The organism is Prochlorococcus sp. RS04 (assembly GCF_001989455.1).
Lineage (GTDB): Bacteria > Cyanobacteriota > Cyanobacteriia > PCC-6307 > Cyanobiaceae > Prochlorococcus_A.
Genome location: NZ_CP018346.1, coordinates 665,572 through 680,010 on the forward strand (window position 1 = coordinate 665,572; position 14,439 = coordinate 680,010).

The following is a 14,439-nucleotide window of genomic DNA, read 5'->3' on the forward strand; positions in this document are numbered from 1 at the left end:
ACTAGAAAATCAAATTTAAGAATTTAAAAAATGAATGAAATTAATCAAATAAATAATGAACCTGTAAGAAAATCAAGAATTTTATTAGTTGATGATGAGCCTGGTTTAAGAACAGCTGTTAAAACATTTCTAGAAGATGAAGGGTTTGAAATATTTATTGCAGTTGATGGCGAGGATGGTTGGGAAAAAGCTCAAACAATTTTCCCAGATTTGATAATTAGCGATGTTATGATGCCTCGAGCCAACGGTTATGATTTATTAGAAAAAATTAGAGAGGATGAAAAATTAGGAGGAACTCCAGTGATTTTTCTAACTGCAAAAGGAATGACCCTAGACAGAACAGAAGGTTATCTTGCAGGAGTTGATGATTACATTTCCAAACCTTTCGATCCCGATGAATTAGCTGCAAGAGTTAAAAATGTAATCAACAGACAAGAACGACTATTAAAAGAAGCGGCACGATTCGCAGATATTGACGTAAGCAAAATGGCAAAACAAATTACTGAAATAAAATCTATGCTCACAGACCAAAACCAGACTAATCCAGAAAATAAAATTAATCTTCCTAGTTTTACTCCTAGAGAAGCAAGTGTCCTTCAACTAGTAGCAGAGGGACTGATGAACAAGGAAATTGCTAGAAAGCTTGAAACATCTATTAGAAATGTTGAGAAATATGTAAGTAGACTTTTTATCAAGACAGGTACATCAAGCCGAACAGAATTAGTTCGTTATGCACTTGAAAATCATTTAGTAAAATAATTTATTTAATTTTTTCGAATTCAATTAGTTTTGAAAAATAAAAAGGGGCTTGATTTAATTTCTTTTTAACAACTTTAAATCCTCTTTCTTTAGCAGCATTAATAATACCCTTTTCTTTCAATGTATATGCCCTTGTAGTTTTACTTGGCCCAGGAAATAATTTTCCAATATTTTTTAGAACAGCAAGAACTGGAGTATAAGGAGCAAAGCTGACGATTAGTTTTTCTTTGCTTAAATCGCATAGATGTTGAACCATTTCTTCTGCGACTGGTTGAGGATAATGAATAAATACATCCAAACAAACTACAACATCAAATAACCCTTTTAGTTTTTCCAGATCACAGACTTCATATTTAATTTTACCTTGACTCAAACCTAATTCATGAATGCGTTTTTTTGTTTCTTTAATCATTTCAGAAGAAATATCACTCACCTGTAGTTCTTTTATACCGAGTCTTAATAAAGGTATGGAAAGACTTCCTACACCACAGCCTGCATCACAATAACTTTTTTTTGTTAGTTCAGGATAATTTTTGATGTATGAGACTACATCATCTACAGTTTTTTGATGTCCTTTCCTAATATTTTTCTGAACTGTATTAATTTCATCAGATTTGCTATAAATTTTATTCCATCTTTCAAAGCCAGTTCCATTAAAATACTCCCTTACTTCACTTTTTTCGACAATCTTATTTGACGTCATAATATTCTATGAAAATTTATTCTTTTTATACTAACTAACTGGCGCCAAATTAATTGCACGCCATTATAGGAAAGAATTGATTTGTTATTTTGTCAGAATTGAATTCTAAAGATATTTATAAAATTGCTGTCGTAATGGGTAGTGATTCAGATCTAAAAACATTGAAACCAGCCATTGATATTTTAAGAGAATTTGGAATAAAAACTGAAGTTTGTATACTTTCTGCTCATCGAACACCTATTGAAATGATGGAATATGCAAAAAATGCAGAATCAGAAAACATAAAAGTAATAATTGCCGGTGCTGGGGGTGCTGCTCATCTTCCGGGAATGCTGGCATCTATAACTTGCATTCCTGTAATTGGCGTACCAGTAGAGAGTAAGACACTTAAGGGGGTTGACTCTCTTTTATCAATCGTTCAAATGCCCGCTGGAATTCCAGTTGCAACAGTTGCAATTAATGGAGGTCAGAATGCTGGATTATTGGCTATAGAGATGATCAGTTTATTTGATGAATCCATAAAGAAAAATTTGAAAGAATTCAGAGAAAATCTACATACACAAGTAAGAAATAAAAATAGTAAGTTATCAAATATTGGACCTGACAATTATCTTCAAAATAAATGAACTAATATTTTTCTATTAGACCTTGTTAAGAAAGTTTTCTTTTTTAAGGTAGTTAATAATTTTTTCAACGGAATCATTTAAATCTAACGAACCTGTATCAACAACAATTTCGGGATTAAGAGGAGCTTCATATGGACTAGAAATCCCTGTGAATTCCTTAATTTCTCCCAAACGAGCTTTCTTATAAAGGCCTTTAGTATCCCTATTTTCGCAAACTGTGATATTAGCAGCACAATAAACCTCAATAAAATCTTTAGATCCAATAATTTGTCTCACCTTATCTCTATCGCTAATAAATGGCGAAACGAATGCTGTAATAGTTATTATCCCAGCATTCATAAATAAATTCGCAACTTCGCCAATTCTTCTTATATTTTCTTCTCTATCTTCATCCGAAAAACCAAGATCTTTACATAAACCGTGTCTAATATTATCTCCATCCAACACATAAGTCGAAAAACCATCTAAGTGTAAAACTTCATTTAAAGCGTTGGCCAAAGTACTTTTGCCAGAACCAGATAAACCTGTAAACCAGATAACCATACCTTTATGACCTCTCATTTTCTCTAGCTTTTCTCTATCAATAGTTAAGTTATGCCACTTTATGTTGGTTGACTTTGTTTGATTTTGTTCTTTCATTTTTTACTTCATCAAAATTAAAAACCTATCCTAACCCTTGCTTCATAAATTATGAAATCCCTCTTTACGAAGAAACTCAATTGATTTCGATACCATATCACCCTGTAACTGGATATTTCTATCAATTAATGTTCCTCCAGTCCCACAAAAAACTTTAATTTTTTTTAGTAATTCTTTTAATAAGATTTCATCCTCAGTGCCTAAACCTCTAATTAAAGTTATAGTCTTGCCCTTTTTACCTTTTTTTTGTTTTGAAATATTTATTTTTGATCTTTTATTAAAAGTATCTACCTTAGCTCTTTCTTCAAATTTGTTTTCTTGATTATCAAATTCGATCCAATTCTTTTTTCCCATTATTTTCAATATAATCTATAGTTAGTTAATACTTATTCTATAGAAAAAGTGGTAAGTACATTTTCTCGCAAAGATCAAAACTATAAAAATGACGATTTAAATCAACCCTCCAAAGAGGGAAGATTTGGAAAATATGGAGGTCAATATGTTCCTGAAACGCTAATGCCCGCTCTTTTTGAGCTTGAAAACGCTGCATCTAATGCATGGAAAGATAAACTTTTTGTAGAAGAATTAAATCATCTACTTAAGACTTATGTAGGAAGAGAAACACCACTTTATGAAGCCAAAAGACTTACTGAACATTACAAAAATAACCAAGCAACTCCTAGAATATGGCTTAAAAGAGAAGATTTAAATCATACTGGGGCCCACAAAATTAATAATGCTCTTGGACAAGCTTTATTGGCAATAAGAATGGGCAAAAAAAGAATAATAGCAGAAACTGGAGCAGGTCAGCATGGAGTTGCTACTGCTACTGTTTGTGCGAGATTTGGCTTGAAATGTATTATCTACATGGGTGCTGAAGACATAAAAAGGCAATCCCTTAACGTTTTCAGAATGAAACTTTTAGGAGCTGAAGTTAAAGTTGTAAATTCTGGAACTTCAACACTTAAGGATGCTACTAGTGAGGCCATTAGAGATTGGGTTTCTAATGTCGAAACCACACACTACATTTTAGGATCTGTTGCCGGCCCACACCCTTTCCCAAAGATTGTGCGAGATTTTCATGCAGTTATAGGTGAAGAAACTAAAAAACAATGTTTGGAATCATTTGGATCTTTGCCCGATATTTTGCTTGCTTGTGTAGGTGGGGGATCAAATGCAATGGGGCTTTTCCATCCTTTTGTTAAAGACACTAATGTGCGGCTTATTGGAGTTGAAGCCGCAGGAAGCGGAGTTGATACTGACAAACATGCTGCCACTATCACTAAAGGGTCAGTTGGAATTTTGCATGGATCAATGAGTCTTCTCTTGCAAGATGATAATGGTCAAGTACAAGAAGCTCACTCAATAAGTGCAGGTTTAGATTACCCTGGAGTAGGACCTGAACATAGTCATTTAAAAGATATAGGTAGAGCAGAATATGGATCAGTCACAGATCAAGAAGCTTTAGACGCTTTAAAACTTGTTAGTGAACTAGAAGGAATTATACCTGCACTTGAAACTTCCCATGCCTTTGCTTGGTTAGATAAATTATGCCCTACTCTTGAAAAAGATACTCATATAGTCATCAATTGCTCTGGTAGAGGCGACAAAGATGTTAATACTGTTGCATCTTCATTAGATATTTAATCAATACCTTGGGATTGATTGGTCAATATATCTACTCCATCCATCAATACCCTCCTCCAAATTCCATATTTCGCTCACAATATTATTATCCAAGCACCATTGAGAAAAGTTATAACTTCTTATTCCTGCATGACAGGTAACTACAATTTCTCTTTCTAATAAACCAGTAAATATTTCTTCAACATATTCAGATGTGACTTTACTAATTGGTATATGTAAAAATTCTCTTGAGAAACGTGCTATTTCAAGCTCTGACTGTTCTCTTACATCAATCAAAACTGGATCTTCTTTCTCAGAATTAAACCAATCATTGAGACTAGAAGCATTTATAGATTTTGGATAACTTCCCAATTTATAGAATATATTATATGTTATTTACAATTTAATAAATTAAGTTGCAGTAGGAAGTTTATTGTTAAAAATAAAAATAAACATTGATAATGAAACTTAGAATAGTAGCAATAATACTATTATTATCTTTATTACTTTTTTTGGGTTTTAAAAAAGTTTCTGCTAATAAGAATAAGGAGCAAAGTACAAATTTCGAGCAACTAAATATCTTAAGATATATACCTGAAAACAGTAAGTTATTATTTATTTCAAATTTAGATAGTTTTCATGTTTTTAATAATAATGAAAAAGAGAAAAATTCAACAAAACAAGATGACTTTGTTTTAATAAAAGACTCAATATTAGATTACTTAGGTATAGATCTAGGCAACAATAAATTAGAAGATATTTATAACAATGAACTTACAATCTCATTTTTTGAAAATAATAAAAATTTTAAAGATGATATTTTGATTATTTTTAAAATTAAGCCTGAAAAAACAATAGACGATTTATTAAATTTGCCTAACAAAATTGATCAAATTAATGAGATAATTTCAATTAATAGAGAAAACAAAATAAATTTCCTTAACTACATATATCGAACAGAGGATAATTATATAATTGCTTCATCAGATAAAAAATTGATACAAAATAGTATTGACTCTATTAATGACTTTAAAGAAAAAAAATTCCAATATGAAGGAGAACTTTTTGGACTCAAAAATCAAAAAAATATATTATTTACAAAAAAATTTGGGGAAAGTATATTTTTTGATAAAGAAATTTTTACTAATAAAAATGAGGATATTGTAGCTACTACGTTTGATTTAAAAAATAAGCATTTAATTTTAAAATCATATTTACTTAATAATAAAAAAAATATTGATATTATTGCTTATGATAAGTTTATAAATAAAGAAAATAAGTATAAAGATAATCCTCAAGTTTCAATTTTTACTGAAATTAAGAATTTTGAAAAATATCTAAAACCTTTTATAAATAATTTTGAACAAAGTTTTGTCGAAGATTTTAACCAAAATACAAATCAAAACATCTTAATTCTCAATTCAAAAAAAGATTGGCTTTTAACATTTGAAAAAAATACTGAAAATCAATTTGATTTAAGTGCTTTGAAAAAACTAAAAGATTTCAACAAATACACGTTAAAACAAAATGAAGATATTTACTCAATATACTCCAAAGATATTCTTGAAGAAAAAAACGATGCAATAAAACAATTAACTTTTGAAAATATCTATTCAATAGAATCAGGAGGTTTGCAATTCATAAGTAATTTTTTAATAGATAGTAAAAAACTAGAAACAATCTCAAAAAAATTTTTCAATCTAAAAAGTTATAAAGATAAATCTACTTTTCTTTTTGCCAAAGTTGATATCAAAGATGAAAATTCCAATAAAATTAAATATTTACCTGATTTGGAAGATCTTAATTTTCTCATTAGAAATATTTTAAAAATATCAAATGAAGAATATCTAGAAATCATAAGTCAATCTATTCCAGAAAAAAATCCAATTCTTTATACAGAAACAAGTTTTAGAATACCTTAATAAAGTTATTCAAATAAGCTTCAAAGACAATCATTTGAAATTTTTGTGAAGTTAAAACTTGTGGTTAATTAAAAATTATTTGACTATCTTTAATCTATAAGTATTTGATATTGAATTAAGCAATTGGACAATAAAAAACTAATTTTAAAACCAGGATTAGAGGGTGTCCCAGTTACTAATTCATCTATATGTGATATTGACGGCAACAAAGGAAAATTATTATACAGAGGTTTCTCCATTGAGGAACTATCCAAAAAAAGCAGTTTTTTAGAAACTGCATACCTATTGATTTGGGGTGAATTGCCCACAGCTATTCAACTTAGAGATTTTGAACAAGAAGTTCAGATGCATCGAAGGTTAAGTTTTAGAGTCAGAGATATGATGAAATGTTTCCCTGCGACAGGTCATCCTATGGATGCTCTCCAATCTAGCGCGGCTTCTTTAGGGCTCTTCTATTCGCGCAGGGCAATAGATGATCCTAATTACATCTATAACGCAGTTATAAGGCTAATAGCAAAAATACCCACAATGATTGCTGCGTTTCAACTTATTAGAAAAGGACAAGACCCGATCCAACCTAGAGATGATTTAACTTATTCATCAAATTTTCTTTACATGCTGACTGAAAAAGAACAAGATCCTATAGCTGCAAAAGTTTTTGATAGGTGTTTAATTCTTCATGCCGAACATAGTTTAAACGCTAGTACATTTAGCGCTAGAGTTACTGCAAGCACTCTTACAGACCCATATGCTGTCATCGCCTCTGCAGTAGGAACGCTTGCTGGACCATTGCATGGAGGAGCAAATGAGGATGTGATTGCAATGTTAGAAGAGATTAAAACCCCAGAAAATGCTGGTTCCTTTTTAGATAAAGCAATAAAAAATAAAAGTAAGATAATGGGCTTCGGTCACAGAGAATATAAAGTCAAAGATCCAAGAGCAATAATTCTTCAAAAACTGGCCGAAGAACTTTTTATTAGATTTGGAGCAGATGAAATGTATGAAGTTGCTAAATCACTTGAGGCAGAAGCAATACCAAGACTTGGGCCTAAGGGTATATTCCCTAACGTAGATTTTTATTCTGGTCTAGTTTATAGAAAACTTGGAATTCCTCGTGATTTATTTACTCCAATTTTTGCTATATCTAGAGTGGCTGGTTGGTTAGCTCATTGGAGAGAACAACTTGGAGCAAATAGAATTTTCAGACCATCGCAAATCTACACAGGTGCAGCACCAAGAGATTGGATCAGCTTAGAAAATAGAGAATAATATTTGCAGCTTTTCATAAAAAACACACATATTGTTTGTGAAGAGTTAATCTATTAAGTAAATAACAAAAAAATTTTGGAATACGGATTAGATCTCGAATATAGTTTTAATGAATTCTTAAAAGGTTTTGGCCTGTCCAGCGAAATCGCTCATATAATCTGGCTCCCTCTACCTATGCTTTTGGTTTTGGTAGCGGCAGTTGTTGGCGTTTTAGTAACAGTTTGGCTTGAAAGAAAAATATCTGCTGCTGCTCAACAGAGAATAGGTCCCGAATATGCTGGAGCGCTTGGCGTCCTTCAACCAATTGCAGATGGTCTCAAGTTACTTGTCAAAGAAGATATTATTCCTGCCAAAGCGGATGGAGTTCTCTTCACTGCAGGACCCATATTAGTCCTTGTCCCAGTGATTCTCTCCTGGCTAATTGTTCCTTTTGGACAAAACCTTTTAATAAGTAACGTTGGTATTGGAATCTTCCTATGGATCGCTTTAAGCAGTATTCAGCCAATTGGCCTTCTTATGAGCGGATACGCATCAAATAATAAGTATTCTTTATTGGGAGGTTTAAGAGCAGCCGCTCAATCAATAAGTTATGAAATTCCTTTAGCTTTATCTGTACTGGCTATAGTACTTATGACAAATTCTCTAAGTACTGTTGACATTGTCAACCAACAAAGTGGTGCTGGAATACTAAGTTGGAATATATGGAGACAACCAGTTGGTTTTATAGTCTTTTGGATTTGTGCTCTTGCAGAATGTGAGAGACTTCCATTTGACTTACCTGAAGCTGAAGAAGAATTAGTCGCAGGATATCAAACTGAATATGCAGGGATGAAATTCGCATTGTTCTATCTTGGTAGTTACATTAACTTAATCCTTTCAGCTTTATTGGTATCAATACTTTATTTAGGAGGATGGGGTTTTCCTATTCCAGTTGAATTAATAGCTAAGTTTCTAAATTTGCCAATTAATGCACCCTTCATACAAGTTTTCACTGCATCAATAGGAATTGTTATGACTGTATTGAAAGCATACCTTTTGGTTTTCATTGCAATATTATTGCGTTGGACAACTCCTAGAGTAAGGATAGATCAACTATTAGATTTAGGATGGAAGTTTCTTCTGCCAATTTCTCTTGCTAATCTTTTGATAACTGCAGGTTTAAAACTTGCATTTCCTCAATTCTTTGGTGGTTAAACTTAAGTAAAAATACTTAAATTTAAAATTAATCCACTAAAATAAAATAACTAAGTAAATTATTCAAAATGAACAATTTCCTTCATCAAATAAATAGCTATATCAAAGAAGCAATAAACGCTGGAAAATATTTATATAATGGCTTATCAGTAACTTTTGATCATCTTCGAAGAAGACCTGTTACTGTCCAATATCCATATGAAAAATTAATACCTTCTGAAAGATATAGAGGAAGGATACATTATGAATTTGATAAATGTATTGCTTGTGAAGTTTGCGTGAGAGTATGTCCCATAAATTTACCAGTAGTTGATTGGGTAATGAATAAAGAAACCAAAAAAAAGGAACTTAGAAATTATTCTATTGACTTTGGAGTTTGTATATTTTGCGGAAATTGTGTTGAATATTGTCCAACCAATTGCCTTTCAATGACCGAAGAATATGAATTAGCTACTTTTGATAGACACAATTTAAATTTTGATAATGTTGCACTTGGTAGGTTACCTACAAACGTCACAACAGATCCTTCAGTTAAACCTCTAAGAGAACTTGCCTATCTTCCTAAGGGTGTCATGGACCCTCATGAAATCCCAGCTTCAGATACTAGAGTTGGTAAATTACCTGAAGAAGTTTATGATTGGATGAGACCAGAATCCAATGAAAATAAAGATAAAGCTTCTAATCCAAACAATTAAATTACATTAATTTATGTCCATTGCAATAACAACTCAAATTATTTGTTTTACGATTTTATCTTTAGTCATCCTTATTGGAGCTCTTGGCGTTGTATTACTAGAAAGTATTGTCTATTCAGCCTTTCTTCTAGGAGGAGTGTTCATGAGTGTGGCAGGACTATATCTTCTTTTAAATGCAAGTTTTGTCGCTGCAGCACAAGTTTTAGTTTATGTAGGTGCAGTTAATGTATTAATAATCTTTGCAATAATGCTAGTCAATAAAAAAGAAGATTTAAAGCCAATCAATGATATTAAATCGAGAAGAATCATATCAACATCAATATGCTTAACCCTTTTAAGTCTTTTAATAAGAGTTGATTTGACTAATGTATGGAGCCTCTCAAGTCCTCAAAACTCTATAGGAGAAGAATCAACTATCAGAATTGGTGAACATCTATTTAGTGATTATCTCCTCCCATTTGAAGTAGCATCAGTTTTACTTTTAATGGCAATGATTGGAGCTATTGTTTTAGCTCGAAGAGATGTAATGAGCAAGGATATTTCAACTGGATTACCTGTTGATCAAGAGTTAATTGAAAAATCATCAGAACCATTACTTACAAATAAAAGTTAAACTTTCAACTTTCTTATGATGAGTTTAGAATCAATTCCTATTCAAGCGTTTTTAATAGTATCTTCAGCTCTATTCTGTATTGGGATTTGGGGATTATTAAATAGCAGAAATGCAGTAAGAGTTCTTATGAGCATTGAATTAATGCTTAATGCAGTAAATATAAACTTAATGGCTTTTTCTTCCTATGTTGATAATAATTTAATTCAAGGACAAGTTTTTACAATTTTTGTGATTACTGTTGCTGCCGCAGAAGCAGCAGTTGGATTAGCTATTTTATTATCTCTTTATAGAAATAGGGTAACTGTAGATATGGAAAGTTTTAATTTATTAAAATGGTAAAACCACTAAATGAAACTTTCATTGGTGCTTATTGTATATCGTTCAGATAGTTCTACAGCTCAAGAGGCTTCTAAATTTTGTGAAGAAGTCCTAAAATCTAAAAATATAAAATCAAAAAGAATAGATAGTGATTTTCATAAAAACGAAATTGAAAAATATCTTTGTAATCCAGAATTACAACCAAATATTGGCATAGTTCTTGGTGGAGACGGAACCTTGCTAAAATGTGCAAATGCTTTAGCTGATTATGACATTCCTTTATTGAGCATTAATATTGGTGGCAATCTGGGGTTCCTTACACAAGAAAAAGATTTTTTGTTTGATAAATCTTTTATTGAAATCCTTGAAAACGAAGAATATACAATTGACTTTCGTAATAGATTAAATTGTAATGTTTGTATTAATGGGAAAAGTTTTGAGAAAAAGATTATAGAAAGCTACGAAGCCTTAAATGATTTTTATTTTAAATCTGTTGAAGAAGACATTTCTCCCACCAACCAAATACAAATTGAAATAGATAATGAAAAAGTTAGTGAATACAAAGGTGATGGATTAATCATATCTACATCTACTGGTTCAACCGCCTACTCAATGGCCGCAGGGGGGCCGATAGTACACCCTTCTATTGATGCAATGATAATTAACCCTATTTGCCCGATGAGCTTGGCCAGCAGACCAATTATTATACCTAATACAAGTGAAGTAATCATAAAACCTGTAAAAAAAAGTAAAGGGGGAATTAAATTATGGAGAGACGGTTCAAAATGCATGACTATTAAGGAAAATTACTATTGTGAGATCAAAAAAGGGCAATCACCCTGCAAAATAATAAAGTTTAAAAAAAGCAAAAGTTACTATAATACTCTTATAAAAAAACTAGATTTGAAAGGTGATTTATCTCAAAAAAATTTCAAAAATTAAATGTCCTTAGAAATAGAAAGAAGATTTCTCATAAAAAATGATAATTGGAAAGAATTTATTAAAAAAGAAATTTATATTGAACAAGGATATTTATCCAAAAGTTTAGACGATTGGATTATTAGGGTTAGGCTTATAGGCAAAAACTCTAAAATTACTCTTAAAAAACATATCAAAGGCTTTACCAACTTTGAATTTGAATACTCCATTCCACGAAGCGATGCTGAAATAATAATGTCAAATCTTTCAAATACAATTAAAAAAGATAGATTCTTTCTAGAAATTGAAAAAAAACTTTGGATTATAGATTGCTTTAAAGAAAATAATTATCCACTTGTAATTGCAGAAATTGAACTTTCTAATGAAGAGGAAGTTTTATTTCTTCCATCTTTCATTTCAAAAGAAATTACTGGGCTGACCCATTACTCCAATTTCAGTCTCGCTAACAATCCTTTTTCGCAGTGGAAAGAAAACTAGTTAACAACTTGCAAAAGTTCCTAGTCAAAGGAGCCACTCATCTTTTATATTTTCTTTATATTTTAAAAAAGTATTTTTTTATTTTCTTCAAATGTATGGTCTTTACGACAAAGAAGGAATATTGAGATTTGTTGATTCAGACAAGGATGCTTGTATTGCATATGCTGAACTCTTCGAATTAGGATCTACAAATTATTGTCTAATAGATTTAGCTAATGATGCAAAACAAGTAAAGAGTAATACTAATCTTGATCAGAGTCTGGGAGTGTACAACAATTAAATCCATCTCTACAAATCTTGCCGTTGTCCATTGCCCAATTCAAAAGCGCTACTCTGTTTTTAGAACCAGTTTTTGTAAACATATTGCTTACATGATTATCAACAGTTCTTTTACTAATAGTTAGTTTTACCGCAATTTCTTGATTTGTAAGCCCATCAGCTACGAGATCAATGATTTCCATCTCCCTTGCTGAGAGACCCATCATATCAATGTTGTTTACTTCTTCTTCAACCATTTGCATTTAAACAGTTCCTTTTTTATATTAATTAAGTTTAGCAATCTCAGTACACTTGTTAACCAAGTAGGAAACAAAAGCAATTGAAATCAAAACTTCAGCAGACTTTAGAAAAAAGATCTAAGGTAATAACGGCGGAGTTAATGCCGCCAAGAGGTGGAAGCCCCATAAGATCTCTTAAGATAGCACAACTTTTGAAAGATAAGGTACATGCTGTTAACATTACCGATGGAAGTAGAGCTGTTATGAAAATGTGCAGCTTGGCAATGTCCAAACTATTACTGGAAAATGGGATAGAACCAATAATGCAAGTTTCTTGCAGAGATCGTAATAAAATTGCTTTACAATCAGACATTCTGGGAGCAAATGCTTTAGGAATTAGAAACATCTTATGCATTACTGGTGATTCAGTAAAAGCTGGGGATCAACAAGATGCCAAGGCCGTACATGAATTTGAGTCTGTTAGATTGCTTCAACAAATTCAGTCTTTCAATCAAGGAATTGATCCTACTCTAGGAGAACTTTCCGATAAAAAAACATTTATTTTTGCAGGTGCTGCAGCTGATCCAAATTGCAGAAATAAAAGAAGTCTAGAAAATAGAATGAGAAAGAAAAAAGAGGCTGGAGCTGGATTTATACAAACACAAATGGTTATGGAAAAAGAAAATTTGATAGAGTTTTGTGAAAAGATTAGCGAGCCTCTTGAAATTCCTGTAATTGCAGGTGTATTCCTATTAAAGTCTTACAAAAACGCTCTCTTCATAAACAAATACGTTCCAGGCGCAGACATCCCTGAAAATATCTTAAATCGTCTAAAAGATGCTAAAGAGCCATTACAAGAAGGTATTAAAATTGCAGCTGAACAAGCTCATGATTTTATGAATATCGCAAATGGTGTTCATATAATGGCCGTAAAATCAGAGCATTTAATTCCTGAGATTATTGAAAAAGCTAATCTTAGTCTGGAATATTAATCAAATCAGTACCTAATAATTCTGCCATAGCTTTCTGCTGAGGCGATGGCTCAGTCAAATCAGATCTTCTTGAATCTGCTATTAACCAATCTAAAGATGCATCTTGCAAATCAAAGTGATCTCCATTTTTACCGACACAATATTTACCAAACACTAACTTATCCATAAGTCTTACACCTTTACCAATTTTAGAATAATCAAAAATAATTGAATTATCTATGGTTGCTCCCTCGCAAATGCAACAACTTGGACCAATCATAGAAGGGCCAATAATAGTTGCTCCATCTTCGATCCTAGTCATACCTCCTATATAAACCGGCCCAGTAATATTAACCTTTTCCCAGTTAGCCGCTACATTCAAGCCGGTAAAAACTCCTGGTTTTATTTCCTTACCTGGTATTTGCACTTGTCTTACTTTACCTTGTAGAACATTTCTAATAGCACTCCAATAATCAGGAACTTTTCCAATATCTACCCATTCAAAATCCATTGGTAATGCAAAAAATGGTAAATCCATTTCAACAAGTTTAGGAAAAAGATCAGCTCCAATATCAAATTTCTCTGCTGAAGGTATATAATCAAAAATTTCAGGTTCGAAAAGATAAATTCCTGTATTTATAGAATCACTTAAAGCTTGATCAACTGTTGGCTTTTCCTGAAAAGCCTTTATTCTCCCATTTTCATCAGAAACTACGACACCGTAACTTGATACTTGATCTTTAGTTACCTTCTTTGTTATTAAGCTTGCAATAGCTCCTTTCTGCTTATGTTTTTTAACAGCTTGAGTTAAATCTAGATCAACTAAAGCATCACCACATAAAACAACAAAAGTTTCATCAAAGAAATTTTGAAAATCCTGAATTTTTTTTAATCCTCCTGCGGATCCCAAAGCATCACCTATTAATTCTCCATCTTCAATTCTTCCCTCAAAACTATAAGCAATTTCTACTCCAAATCTTTGCCCATCCCTAAAATAATTTTCAATTTCTTCAGCCAGATGAGAAACATTTACCATTATTTCCTTAAAGTTATGTTCTCTTAAAAGTTCCAAGAGAAACTCCATAACAGGTTTTTGCAAAATCGGAATCATCGGTTTCGGAATCACATGCGTAATAGGCTGAACACGTGTACCCTTACCTGCAGCAAGTATCATTGCCTTCATGAATTCTA

Annotated in this window: 19 protein-coding genes; 13 read left to right on the plus strand and 6 right to left on the minus strand. The window is 31.8% G+C overall.

Going from position 1 to position 14,439, the window contains the following annotated elements; translation table 11 throughout:
* Positions 1-30: 30 nt before the first annotated feature.
* Positions 31-759 (plus strand): response regulator transcription factor, encoded by a 729-nt coding sequence (locus tag BS621_RS03845; RefSeq protein WP_077141876.1) that lies wholly within the window; start codon positions 31-33, stop codon positions 757-759.
* Between the two features lies 1 nt (position 760).
* Here the strand turns inward: BS621_RS03845 and bchM are convergent, their stop codons facing one another.
* Positions 761-1,462, minus strand: a complete 702-nt coding sequence (gene bchM, locus BS621_RS03850; protein WP_077141877.1) for a magnesium protoporphyrin IX methyltransferase — start codon at positions 1,460-1,462, stop codon at positions 761-763.
* 89 nt (positions 1,463-1,551) lie between these two features.
* On the opposite strand from bchM, the gene purE reads away from it, so the two are divergent.
* Entirely contained in the window at positions 1,552-2,088 is a 537-nt protein-coding gene (gene purE, locus BS621_RS03855; RefSeq protein ID WP_257787468.1) for a 5-(carboxyamino)imidazole ribonucleotide mutase, read from the plus strand.
* Between the two features lie 15 nt (positions 2,089-2,103).
* Here the strand turns inward: purE and cysC are convergent, their stop codons facing one another.
* Together cysC and BS621_RS03865 are read right to left on the minus strand one after the other, a co-directional pair.
* Positions 2,104-2,727, minus strand: coding sequence for an adenylyl-sulfate kinase (gene cysC / locus BS621_RS03860; protein WP_077141878.1), 624 nt, complete (start codon positions 2,725-2,727; stop codon positions 2,104-2,106).
* 42 nt (positions 2,728-2,769) lie between these two features.
* A complete protein-coding gene (locus BS621_RS03865; RefSeq protein ID WP_077141879.1) occupies positions 2,770-3,081 on the minus strand; it encodes a translation initiation factor SUI1 in 312 nt (103 codons plus the stop codon).
* A 48-nt stretch (positions 3,082-3,129) separates the two neighbouring features.
* On the opposite strand from BS621_RS03865, the gene trpB reads away from it, so the two are divergent.
* Positions 3,130-4,374, plus strand: coding sequence for a tryptophan synthase subunit beta (gene trpB, locus BS621_RS03870; protein ID WP_077141880.1), 1,245 nt, complete (start codon positions 3,130-3,132; stop codon positions 4,372-4,374).
* Here trpB and BS621_RS03875 read toward each other — a convergent pair whose 3' ends face one another.
* Positions 4,375-4,725 carry a rhodanese-like domain-containing protein gene (locus BS621_RS03875; RefSeq protein ID WP_077141881.1) on the minus strand — a complete coding sequence of 117 codons (351 nt, stop codon included), beginning with the start codon at positions 4,723-4,725 and terminating at the stop codon, positions 4,375-4,377.
* Positions 4,726-4,814: 89 nt separating this feature from the next.
* Between BS621_RS03875 and BS621_RS03880 the strand changes: the two genes are divergently transcribed.
* From BS621_RS03880 to BS621_RS03920, 9 genes are all read left to right on the plus strand, one after another.
* Positions 4,815-6,275: a hypothetical protein gene (locus tag BS621_RS03880; RefSeq protein WP_077141882.1), complete on the plus strand. Its 1,461-nt coding sequence runs from the start codon at positions 4,815-4,817 to the stop codon at positions 6,273-6,275.
* A 123-nt stretch (positions 6,276-6,398) separates the two neighbouring features.
* Positions 6,399-7,544, plus strand: a complete 1,146-nt coding sequence (locus tag BS621_RS03885; RefSeq protein WP_077141883.1) for a citrate synthase — start codon at positions 6,399-6,401, stop codon at positions 7,542-7,544.
* Positions 7,545-7,619: 75 nt separating this feature from the next.
* Positions 7,620-8,738: an NADH-quinone oxidoreductase subunit NuoH gene (nuoH, locus tag BS621_RS03890; RefSeq protein WP_156858202.1), complete on the plus strand. Its 1,119-nt coding sequence runs from the start codon at positions 7,620-7,622 to the stop codon at positions 8,736-8,738.
* A gap of 68 nt (positions 8,739-8,806) precedes the next feature.
* Positions 8,807-9,433, plus strand: a complete 627-nt coding sequence (ndhI, locus tag BS621_RS03895; RefSeq protein WP_077141885.1) for an NAD(P)H-quinone oxidoreductase subunit I — start codon at positions 8,807-8,809, stop codon at positions 9,431-9,433.
* Positions 9,434-9,446: 13 nt separating this feature from the next.
* Positions 9,447-10,046 carry an NADH-quinone oxidoreductase subunit J gene (locus BS621_RS03900; protein WP_077141886.1) on the plus strand — a complete coding sequence of 200 codons (600 nt, stop codon included), beginning with the start codon at positions 9,447-9,449 and terminating at the stop codon, positions 10,044-10,046.
* An 18-nt stretch (positions 10,047-10,064) separates the two neighbouring features.
* Complete coding sequence (gene nuoK / locus BS621_RS03905; RefSeq protein ID WP_032567656.1) at positions 10,065-10,385, plus strand: NADH-quinone oxidoreductase subunit NuoK; 321 nt, start codon at positions 10,065-10,067, stop codon at positions 10,383-10,385.
* Between the two features lie 9 nt (positions 10,386-10,394).
* Complete coding sequence (locus BS621_RS03910) at positions 10,395-11,306, plus strand: NAD(+) kinase (protein ID WP_077141887.1); 912 nt, start codon at positions 10,395-10,397, stop codon at positions 11,304-11,306.
* Positions 11,307-11,780 carry a CYTH domain-containing protein gene (locus tag BS621_RS03915; protein WP_077141888.1) on the plus strand — a complete coding sequence of 158 codons (474 nt, stop codon included), beginning with the start codon at positions 11,307-11,309 and terminating at the stop codon, positions 11,778-11,780.
* 91 nt (positions 11,781-11,871) lie between these two features.
* Positions 11,872-12,060 (plus strand): hypothetical protein, encoded by a 189-nt coding sequence (locus BS621_RS03920; RefSeq protein WP_077141889.1) that lies wholly within the window; start codon positions 11,872-11,874, stop codon positions 12,058-12,060.
* Here BS621_RS03920 and BS621_RS03925 read toward each other — a convergent pair.
* Positions 12,023-12,301 carry a helix-turn-helix domain-containing protein gene (locus BS621_RS03925; RefSeq protein ID WP_011817646.1) on the minus strand — a complete coding sequence of 93 codons (279 nt, stop codon included), beginning with the start codon at positions 12,299-12,301 and terminating at the stop codon, positions 12,023-12,025. The genes BS621_RS03920 and BS621_RS03925 overlap by 38 nt on opposite strands.
* Before the next feature lie 77 nt (positions 12,302-12,378).
* Here BS621_RS03925 and BS621_RS03930 point away from each other — a divergent pair, with 77 nt between their 5' ends.
* Positions 12,379-13,269, plus strand: a complete 891-nt coding sequence (locus tag BS621_RS03930; RefSeq protein ID WP_077141890.1) for a methylenetetrahydrofolate reductase — start codon at positions 12,379-12,381, stop codon at positions 13,267-13,269.
* Here BS621_RS03930 and BS621_RS03935 read toward each other — a convergent pair.
* Complete coding sequence (locus BS621_RS03935; RefSeq protein WP_032515839.1) at positions 13,253-14,431, minus strand: nucleotidyltransferase family protein; 1,179 nt, start codon at positions 14,429-14,431, stop codon at positions 13,253-13,255. The two genes, BS621_RS03930 and BS621_RS03935, sit on opposite strands and share 17 nt — an antisense overlap.
* Positions 14,432-14,439 lie beyond the last annotated feature (8 nt).